Source organism: Streptomyces sp. SID3343, assembly GCF_009865215.1.
In the GTDB taxonomy this organism is placed as follows: domain Bacteria; phylum Actinomycetota; class Actinomycetes; order Streptomycetales; family Streptomycetaceae; genus Embleya.
Window position 1 is genome coordinate 1 of record NZ_WWJX01001003.1, and the last position, 9,698, is coordinate 9,698.

Annotated in this window: 12 protein-coding genes; all 12 read left to right on the top strand. The window is 71.2% G+C overall.

The window, feature by feature from the left end:
- Nucleotides 1–235: Trp biosynthesis-associated membrane protein (locus tag GT354_RS31575; RefSeq protein WP_161359801.1), on the top strand; the 235-nt coding region annotated here is incomplete at its 5' end.
- 107 nt (nt 236–342) lie between these two features.
- Nucleotides 343–552 (top strand): HGxxPAAW family protein, encoded by a 210-nt coding sequence (locus GT354_RS31580; RefSeq protein ID WP_161359802.1) that lies wholly within the window; start codon nt 343–345, stop codon nt 550–552.
- A gap of 219 nt (nt 553–771) precedes the next feature.
- The gene (locus tag GT354_RS55980; protein ID WP_161359803.1) at nt 772–1,155 is read left to right on the top strand and encodes a CD225/dispanin family protein; all 384 of its coding nucleotides are present in this window, start codon (nt 772–774) and stop codon (nt 1,153–1,155) included.
- Between the two features lie 28 nt (nt 1,156–1,183).
- Nucleotides 1,184–1,618 carry a DUF2752 domain-containing protein gene (locus GT354_RS31590; protein WP_161359804.1) on the top strand — a complete coding sequence of 145 codons (435 nt, stop codon included), beginning with the start codon at nt 1,184–1,186 and terminating at the stop codon, nt 1,616–1,618.
- 204 nt (nt 1,619–1,822) lie between these two features.
- On the top strand, nt 1,823–2,632 hold the full coding sequence (gene trpC / locus GT354_RS31595) for an indole-3-glycerol phosphate synthase TrpC (protein WP_161359805.1): 810 nt from the start codon (nt 1,823–1,825) through the stop codon (nt 2,630–2,632).
- 215 nt (nt 2,633–2,847) lie between these two features.
- Complete coding sequence (gene trpB / locus GT354_RS31600) at nt 2,848–4,068, top strand: tryptophan synthase subunit beta (RefSeq protein ID WP_161359806.1); 1,221 nt, start codon at nt 2,848–2,850, stop codon at nt 4,066–4,068.
- Nucleotides 4,069–4,088: 20 nt separating this feature from the next.
- A complete protein-coding gene (trpA, locus tag GT354_RS31605; RefSeq protein ID WP_161359807.1) occupies nt 4,089–4,904 on the top strand; it encodes a tryptophan synthase subunit alpha in 816 nt (271 codons plus the stop codon).
- Nucleotides 4,905–5,076: 172 nt separating this feature from the next.
- Nucleotides 5,077–5,892, top strand: coding sequence for a thioredoxin domain-containing protein (locus GT354_RS31610; protein WP_161359808.1), 816 nt, complete (start codon nt 5,077–5,079; stop codon nt 5,890–5,892).
- A gap of 117 nt (nt 5,893–6,009) precedes the next feature.
- Complete coding sequence (locus tag GT354_RS31615) at nt 6,010–6,681, top strand: MauE/DoxX family redox-associated membrane protein (protein ID WP_161359809.1); 672 nt, start codon at nt 6,010–6,012, stop codon at nt 6,679–6,681.
- A complete protein-coding gene (locus tag GT354_RS31620; RefSeq protein WP_346012268.1) occupies nt 6,678–7,493 on the top strand; it encodes a thioredoxin domain-containing protein in 816 nt (271 codons plus the stop codon). Before GT354_RS31615 ends, GT354_RS31620 begins: the two co-directional genes overlap by 4 nt.
- A 202-nt stretch (nt 7,494–7,695) precedes the next feature.
- The gene (gene lgt / locus GT354_RS31625) at nt 7,696–8,802 is read left to right on the top strand and encodes a prolipoprotein diacylglyceryl transferase (RefSeq protein ID WP_161359810.1); all 1,107 of its coding nucleotides are present in this window, start codon (nt 7,696–7,698) and stop codon (nt 8,800–8,802) included.
- Between the two features lie 140 nt (nt 8,803–8,942).
- On the top strand, nt 8,943–9,686 hold the full coding sequence (locus GT354_RS31630; protein WP_161359811.1) for a VIT1/CCC1 transporter family protein: 744 nt from the start codon (nt 8,943–8,945) through the stop codon (nt 9,684–9,686).
- Nucleotides 9,687–9,698 lie beyond the last annotated feature (12 nt).

The window sequence follows — 9,698 nt, forward strand, 5'->3', positions numbered from 1 at the left end:
GCGCGCGGTGGACGTCACGCACGCCGTCTGGCCGTGGTTCGCGGCCGGCGGCGGCATCGCCATCCTGCTCGCCGGCCTGTTGGTCCTGGTCCGCGGCCGCCGCTGGCCGGGCATGTCCAACCGCTACGAGGCCCCCGCCGGCAAGGGCCGGCCGGCCGCCGCGCCCCGCCGCGGCACGGCCACCAACGCCGACCTGTGGAACGCGCTCGACCGCGGCGAGGACCCCACGCGCTGAGCACTACTCCATACCGGTGACAATGGATGCCGCGCGGTCGTGAACCGAGCACCGAAGACGGTGTCGCGGTGGCCGCGCCCACGTGTGTGAAGTCGAAGGAGAAAGCGATGTCCTCGCAAGGCGGAAACCACGGCAGCACCCCGGCGGCCTGGACCGTGACCATACTGGCGCTGATCGGTTGCACGATCTCCGGCGTCGCCATGATCGCGGCGAGCGTCATGCTGTTCTGGGCCGGCGCCGCCGTGGTCCTCGTCGGCTGCGTGGCCGGTCTGGGCATGCGCATGGGCGGCATGGGCGCGGCCCCCGCACGTCGCTGAACCTCGCTCCGAGCACGACCTGTACCTCGCGTGACCCGACCCGGGACGCGCGCTCTCCCCGGCGGCGCGCCGCTGTTCTAGGGTGAGCGTGCGCCCCGGGTCGGGCCGTGTCCGGTCCTGCCCGGTGTGTCACGACACGACACCCACCGGCACGCGGGCGCCGGTCTCGCGGCAGGCGGCTGCGGGTGTACCCACGTACGCACGCATCAAGGGGGAAATGTGGCCTACGGCTATCCGGGACCTCCCGGTGGCGGTGAGGACCGCACACGGGACTGGTCGAATCCTCGACCGTTCGGCCACACCGTGCCCTACGGGCCGCCGCCGACCCCGGGCCCACCGCCGCCCCGGGCACCCGACAACTACCTTGCCTGGGCCGTGCTGGCGACCGTCTTCTGTTGTTTCGTCGCGGGCGTGCCCGCGCTGCTCGCGGCCACCAGCGTCAACGAGCGATGGCAGCGCGGCGACTGGGCGGGTGCCGAGACGGCCTCGCTGCGGGCGCGCAACTGGACCATCGGGACCGTCCTGCTCGGGGTGATCTTCTGGACCACATGGATGGTCGGGGTGTTCGTCCTGGGGTGGAAAGACACGCTGGGTCACCTGTGACGGGCCCCTTCGCGGTCACAATGAGCGCGTGACGACGCCCTCGGCGCACCCGACGCCCACCCCCGGTTTCCGGCTGCGCAATCTCGGCCTGCCGGCCGCGACGCTCGCCCTGGTCACCGCCGCGACGACCTACGTCGGCCTGGTGGATCCGCGCGAGTCGGGCCACTATCCGCCGTGCCCCTACCTGTGGTTGACCGGCCTCGCCTGCCCCGGCTGCGGCGGGCTGCGCTGCGTGCACGCGCTGACTCGTCTGGACGTGCCCGCGGCGCTCGGTTACAACGCGCTCGCGGTGCTGATGTTCCCGGTGATCGGCTGGCTGTGGCTGCGCTGGACGCTGCGCACCGCGCGCGGCGAGCCGCGCCGATCGCTGTCCGATCCCCGTTGGTTGTGGGGCCTTTTGGTGGTCGTACTGCTCTTTTGGGTCGTCCGGGACCTGCCCTTCGGCGCGGCTCTGGCACCCTGACGCACAGTGACCGATCGGGCTTCCGGCTGCCGGACCGTGCGTATGGATCGACCGTGCGACGCCGTATGCTGCCTCCACCTCTTCGGCGGTAGCACTGCCACCTTTTCGGCGGTAGTACGGCGTGGCCGGGCCTGTTCGAATAGGCCTATACCATCGAAGGGCCGGGGGAGCAGGTTCTCCGGACGAACGAGGGGATGTACGGGCGTGACTGTTCTCGACGAGATCATCGACGGTGTCAACGCCGACCTCGCCGAACGACAGGCCCGCGTATCCCTTGACGAAATCAAGGAACTCGCGGCCAAGGCGCCGGCGCCCCGTGACGCGGAGAGCGTGCTGCGCGGCGAAGGCATCGCCGTCATCGCCGAGGTCAAGCGCTCCAGCCCCTCCAAGGGCGCGCTCGCGGCGATCGCCGACCCGGCCGGCCTCGCCGCCGACTACGAGTCCGGCGGCGCCTCGATCATCAGCGTGCTCACCGAACAGCGCCGCTTCGGCGGCTCGCTCGACGACCTCGACGCGGTCCGCGCCACGGTCGACATCCCGGTCCTGCGCAAGGACTTCATGGTCACGAGCTACCAGCTGTGGGAGGCCCGCGCGCACGGCGCCGACGTCGCCCTGCTGATCGTCGCGGCCCTGGAGCAAAACGCGCTGGTCTCGCTCATCGAGCGCTCGCGCTCGATCGGTCTCACCACGATCGTGGAAGTGCACGACGAGGAGGAGACCGCCCGCGCGCTCGACGCCGGCGCCACCGTCATCGGGGTCAACGCGCGCAACCTCAAGACCCTGGAAGTCGACCGGGGCAACTTCGCGCGCATCGCGCCGATGATCCCCGACCGTTGCGTGCGCATCGCCGAATCCGGTGTGCGCGGCCCGCACGACCTGATCGCCTACGCCAACAGCGGCGCCGACGCCGTCCTGGTCGGCGAGTCGCTGGTCACCGGGCGCGACCCGCGCAGCTCGGTCGCCGACCTCGTCGCCGCCGGCACCCACCCCGCGATCCGCCACACCCGCGGCTGAGCGAGCACAACCCATGAGCATGGACCCGCGACTGGCCCGAGGCTGCAAGCCTCGCGGCTGTCGCGCGCCCGCCCGCAGGGCACGCGGTCGCCGCGTGCGCTACGTCATCGGCAGCGAGCCCGGCCAAGTGCCGGGCGCCCGATGGCGCCGGCACGTTTCCTGACCAACCGTCAGCAACGTGCCGCCCGCGCGGCAAACACCGACAAGGACCAGCCATGTCCAGCACTGCCCAACAGCCGGATCCCTCCGGCCACTTCGGCGTCTTCGGCGGACGATTCCTGCCCGAAGCCCTGATCGCGGCCCTCGACGAACTGACCGCGGCCTACGACAAGGCCAAGGACGATCCCGAGTTCCAGCGCGAGTTCGCCGGCCTCCTGCGCGACTACGCCGGACGCCCCAGCATCATCACCGAGGCCCCGCGCTTCGCCGAACACGCCGGCGGCGCACGAATCATCCTCAAGCGCGAGGACCTCAACCACACCGGCTCGCACAAGATCAACAACGTGCTCGGCCAGGCCATCCTGACCAAGCGCATGGGCAAGACCCGAGTCATCGCCGAGACCGGCGCCGGCCAACACGGCGTCGCCACCGCGACCGCGTGCGCCCTGCTCGGCCTCGAATGCGTCGTCTACATGGGCGAACTCGACACGCAACGCCAAGCCCTGAACGTGGCCCGGATGCGCGTGCTGGGCGCCGAGGTCATCCCCGTCGCGATCGGCTCGCGCACCCTCAAGGACGCGATCAACGAGGCCCTGCGCGACTGGGTCGCCAACGTCGACACCACCCACTACCTGCTCGGCACCGCGGCCGGCGCGCACCCGTTCCCCGCCATGGTCCGCGACTTCGCCAAGATCATCTCGGTCGAGGCCAGGCAGCAGGTGCTCGACCTCACCGGCAGGCTCCCCGACGCGGTCTGCGCGTGCGTGGGCGGCGGCTCCAACGCGATCGGCGCCTTCCACGCGTTCATCCCCGACGAGAGCGTGCGCCTCTACGGCTTCGAGGCCGGCGGCGACGGTGTCGAGACCGGCCGGCACGCCGCCTCCATCACCGGCGGCTCGATCGGCGTCCTGCACGGCGCCCGCACCTACCTGCTCCAGGACGAGTACGGCCAGACCCGCGACAGCCACTCCATCTCGGCCGGCCTCGACTACCCCGCCGTGGGCCCCGAACACGCGTGGCTGCACCAGAGCGGCCGGGCGATCTACCGGCCCATCAACGACGCCCCCGCGATGGAGGCGTTTCGACTGCTGTGCCGCACCGAAGGCATCATCCCGGCGATCGAATCCGCGCACGCCCTCGCCGGCGCGATGGAGGTGGGTCGCGAACTCGGCCCCGACGCCACCATCCTGGTCAACCTCTCCGGCCGCGGCGACAAGGACATGCACACCGCCGCCAAGTACTTCGATCTCCTCGACGCGGAAGCGGAGCAGTCGTGACCACACCCGTGAGTACACCCGTGAGCACCCCCACGACCGCGACCAGGCTCGACCGGGTGCTCGCCGCCGCGCGCGCCGAGAACCGCGCCGCCCTCGTCGGCTACCTCCCCGCCGGCTACCCCTCGGCCGAAGGCTCCGCCGCCGCGATGCGCGCGATGGTCGAGGGCGGCTGCGACGTCATCGAGGTCGGCCTGCCGTACAGCGACCCGCAGATGGACGGCCCCGTCATCCAACGCGCGGTCGAACACGCCCTCGCCCGCGGCACCAACACCCACCACGTGATCGACAACGTGCGCGCCGTCGCCGAAACCGGCGCCGCGACCCTGGTCATGTCCTACTGGAACCCCATCGAGCGCTACGGCGTCGAGCGCTTCGCCACCGAACTCGCCGCCGCCGGCGGCAGCGGCGTGATCACCCCCGACCTCATCCCCGACGAGGCCGACGACTGGATCGCGGCCACCGACCGACACGCCCTGAACCGGATCTTCCTGGTCGCCCTGTCCTCCAGCGACGAACGCATCGCCTACACCACCCGCCACTGCGGCGGCTTCGTCTACGCCGCGTCCCTGATGGGCGTCACCGGCACCCGCGTCTCGGTCAGCGACCTCGCCGGCAACCTCGTCGAGCGCACCCGCCGAACCACCGAACTCCCGGTCTGCGTAGGCCTGGGCGTCTCCAACGCCGCCCAAGCCGCCGAGGTGGCCGCGTACGCCGACGGCGTCATCGTCGGCTCCGCGTTCGTGCGCGCCCTCCAGGACGCGCCCGACGAAGCGGCCGGCCTCGACGCCGTCCGCGCCCTCGCGGCGGAACTCGCCGAAGGCGTGCGTAAGCGATGAACAGCGCATAGCGCGTAAAAAAACGCCAAAATACAGACGGCTGTTCACGGCCGCCGCGGTCGATCCGCGGCGGCCGTTCGCATGCCGCACCGCGACGCCCCGGACCCCTTCACCGGTGTCCGACCCGCCCGCGAACGTCGGTGCCGTCCCATCGAAACTCGGAGGAAACGCGTTGAGCACCACCAGGACCCGCCGCACACCCGTGATCCTGACCGTCGTCGGGGTGATCGTCGTCGCCGCCCTCGCCGCCGTCCTCGGCGTCCTGTTCCTGGACGACGACAAGGACAAGGACTCCTCCGGCGACCGCACCGGCCCGACCAGGACGACCCCCAAGGCCCCGATCCGCACCGGCCTCGACCTGGCCGCGATCACGGCCGCCGCACAACCCGACGGCACCATCCGCGTCGGCCGCGACGAAGCCCCCGTGACGGTGACCGTCTACGAGGACTTCCGCTGCCCGTTCTGTGAACGCTTCGAGAAGAACATGGGCCCGCTCCTGGCCGACTACGCCGAAGCCGGGAAAATCAAGATCGACTACCACATCGCCTCCTTCCTCGACGGCAAACTCGGCGGCAACGGCTCGGTCAAGGCCGCCAACGCCGCCCGCTGCTCCGTCGACGCCGGCAAGTTCACCGCCTACCACTCGGTGCTCTTCGGCAACCAGCCCGACGAGTCCACCGACGGCTACACCACGGCCCGACTGCTCGAACTCGCCGACCAGGTGCCCGGCCTGCGCGGCCCCGCGTTCGACGCGTGCGTCAACACCGCGGCCAACGCCCAATGGGTCGCCGACTCCGAAACCGCGTTCGAAAAATCCGGCGTCTCCTCGACCCCTTCCGTCGCCGTCGACGGAAAAGTCGTGCCGAGCGGGAACTCGGCCATGCGTTCGGCCGACAACCTTCGTGAACTGCTCGACCAACGCCTGGAAAACCCCGGGAGTGGGAAGGCGGCTCTCGGAACGCAACCTCAGGCACCTTCCGCCGGTTAGACAGGCCATGCGCCGGTCCGGGTGTGGGGGAGGGTCGGGCCGGTCGTTCCTGATCCTCACCCGCAGTGACGGAGGTCGGACCGTGGGAAGCACGACGAGCGAGCGAGTGACCGAGCGGTGAGCGCCGCGGCCCCCCCGGACACCACCGGCGGCCGCGGCGCGCAGCTGCGCCGGGCCACCCCGTGGATCGGCCTGCTCGCCCGCCTGGGCCTGGCCTTCGTGTGGGCGTACGCCGGCTGGGAGAAGGCGCTCGATCCCGACCAGGCCGCCTACGCGGTCCGCGGCTACGACATCCTGCCCGACAACCTCGTCGAGCCGATCGGCTACGCCCTGCCCTACCTCGAACTGGGCCTGGCCCTGCTGCTGATCCTGGGCCTGGGCACGCGCCTGGTGGCGTCGTTGTCGGCGCTGCTGCTGCTCGTGTTCATCGCGGGCATCGCCCAAGCCTGGGCACGGGGCCTGGCGATCGACTGCGGCTGCTTCGGCGGCGGCGGTCCGGTCGAGCCGGACAAGACCGCGTACCTCGAAGAGATCCTGCGCGACTGCGGCTTCCTGCTGCTCGCGATCTGGCTGATCGTCTTCCCCCGCACCCGCTGGTCCGCCGACGCGTGGCTGTTCCCCGAGGAACCGCCCTACCCGTACGACGACGACCTCGCGGACGAGGACGACGACGACGAGGACGAGGACGACGCACCGGAGCCCCGGGCGTACGACGAGGGCCGGGACGAGCGCGAGATCGCATACCGAAACCCCGGAACCCGGGAACCGAAAGGCCCTGAGACCACGTGAGCTCGAAGAACTCCGAAGGCAAGCGCACCGCGCGCGAACGCATGGCGCAGGAGCGCGCCCGTCAGCAGGCGGTCGACCGCCGCAAACGCGTCATGATCATCGCCGGCTCCGTCGTCGCGGTGCTCGTGGTCGTGGCCGTCATCGGCGTGATCGTCGGCATGTCCAAGACCAACAAGAAGAAGGGGCCCTGGAAGAGCGCGCTGACCAAGCCCGCCAGTGCGCCCGCCAACCTGTCCTCGGACGGCCTGGGCATCACCGTCGGCAGCAATCCCAACGCGCCCACGCTGATCATGTACGAGGACTTCCGCTGCCCGATCTGCCACGAGGTGGAGAAGGCACTCGGCCCGACCATGCGGGCGATGGCCGACGCGGGCACGATCAAGATCGACTACCACATCGCGTCGTTCCTCGACGGCAAACTCGGCGGCAACGGCTCCAAGTACGCCGCCAACGCCGCCGGATGCGCGCAGACCGCGGGCAAGTTCGCGCCCTACCACGACACGCTCTACGCCAACCAGCCCGACGAGCTCGACGACAAGTTCTCCAGCCGCTCGTACCTGCTCGACCTCGCCGGCAAGGTCGACGGGTTGCGCACGCCGCAATTCGACACCTGCGTCAACGACCTGTCCTACGCGAGCTGGGTCGACAACGTGGAGAACAACTTCCAGGACGCCAAGATCGGCAACACACGGGTCACCGGCACCCCGAGCGCCGGCGTCAACGGCAAGCCGATCACCCTGGTCGTCCAAGGCCGCGGCCTGGCCACCCCGGACGAGCTGCGCGCGCAGATCGAGGCCGCGATCAAGTCCTAGTACCGGCAATCGCGTCGCCGCGGTCGCAGTGCCGGACACCCGACACCGGGTATCGGTGCCACGGCCCGGCGATGTGACCGAAACCACCCGCTTCACCCCGATCACACCACCCGGGCGCGGCGCCGAATCCACGGCGCCGCGCCCGTTCGCGGATGCCCGCCGGCGCACAGCGGGCCCCGCACCCGGTAGCGTCGTACCCGCCATGGACCTCGCATTCATTCCCAGCCCCTCCCGCGGCCAGATCGACCTCGGTCCGATCCCGCTGCGCGGCTACGCGCTGTGCATCATCATCGGCGTCGTCATCGCGATCTGGCTCGGCGAGCGACGTTGGGTCGCCCGAGGCGGTCGCGCCGGCACGGTCGGCGACCTCGCCGTGTGGATGGTGCCGTTCGGCCTCGTCGGCGGCCGTCTCTACCACGTCATCACCACGCCGGAGCCGTACTTCGGCGACGGCGGCGACCCCGCGCAGGCGTTCGCCGTCTGGAAGGGCGGCCTCGGCATCTGGGGCGCGATCGCCCTCGGCGGAGTGGGCGCGTGGATCGCGTGCCGCCGCCGGGGCATCCCACTGCCCGCGGTGGCCGACGCGCTCGCCCCCGGCATCGTCATCGCCCAGGCCGTGGGCCGGTGGGGCAACTGGTTCAACCAGGAACTCTACGGCCGCGAGACCGACGTGCCGTGGGCCGTCGAGATCGACGGCGACCACAACGTGATCCACCCCGGCGAGGCCGGCACGTTCCACCCGACGTTCCTGTACGAGTCGCTGTGGTGCATCGGCGTCGCCGCCCTGGTGATCTGGGCCGACCGCCGCTTCAAGCTCGGCCACGGCCGCGCCTTCGCGCTCTACGTCGCGGGCTACACGGTGGGCCGATTCTGGATCGAGTACATGCGCGTCGACGACGCGGAACACATCCTGGGCATGCGGCTGAACAACTGGACGGCGATCGTCGTGTTCGTCGGCGCGATCGCCTACATCTGGATCTCGGGCCGCAAGCACCCCGGGCGCGAGGCACCCGAGACCCTGGTGGGCACCTACCCGGGCGACGACGAGGACGACGAGGCCGGCGACGCGGCGGCCGAGGACGTGCCCGACGACGACGCACGAGCCGACCCGGCCCAGGACACGCCGGCCGAGGCCGCCGAGGCCGACCCCGACAGGCAGGACACCGACCCGGCTCCGGACAAGGCCGCCTCGGCCGAGGAGTCGGACAAGGCCGCCGCCGTCGATGCCGACACCGATACCGCCTCGGGCTCCGCCGCCGACTCGGCGCGCGAGCCCTCCCTGGTCAAGAAGACCGCGAAGAAGGACTGACCGCCCCACCCGGTCACCACGCTCGGAAACAGGCTGCCCCAACCCGCTCACCTGCGGGTTCGGGCAGCCTTTCCTGGCCGGCGGCATCGCGGACCGAAACGGTAGCGTCGTGACTCCCGTGCGACGAGAGGCCCACGACGTTGAAGACCGCCCACAGCCCGACCGCCCCCGACGCCCCCGCGCTCGGGCACCAAGACGGCATCGACCACACCCACCGCGACATCGGCGGCGGCTGGCTGCGCCCCGCCGTGTTCGGCGCGATGGACGGCCTGGTCTCCAACTTCGCCCTGATCGCCGGCGTCGTCGGCAGCGACGCCGCCCCCAAGGTCGTCGTGGTCACCGGCCTCGCGGGCCTCGCCGGCGGGGCCTTCTCGATGGCCGCGGGGGAGTACACCTCGGTCGCCTCACAGGCCGAACTGGCCCGCGCCGAAGTCGAGATAGAACGCCGCGAACTCGACCGCAGCCCCGCCGCCGAACAACGCGAACTCGCCGAGCTCTACATCGCCCGGGGCCTGGACGAGGACCTCGCCGTCGAAGTCGCCCGCCAACTCTCACGCGACCCCGAACTGGCCCTGGAGATCCACGCCCGCGAGGAACTGGGCGTGGACCCCCACGACCTGCCCTCGCCGTGGCTCGCCGCCGGCTCCTCGTTCGCGTTCTTCGCGATCGGCGCACTGCTCCCACTGCTGCCGTATCTGCTCGGCGCGAGCTCGCTCGCGCCCGCACTCGTGCTGACCGCACTGGGCCTGTTCGGGGCCGGCGCGGCCGTCTCGCGGGTCACCGCGCGCCCGTGGTGGTTCAGCGGCTCGCGCCAACTGGTGCTGGGCGCCGCCGCCGGCGCACTGACCTACCTGCTCGGCCTGCTCATCGGCCAACACCTGTGAGCCGAGGCCCGC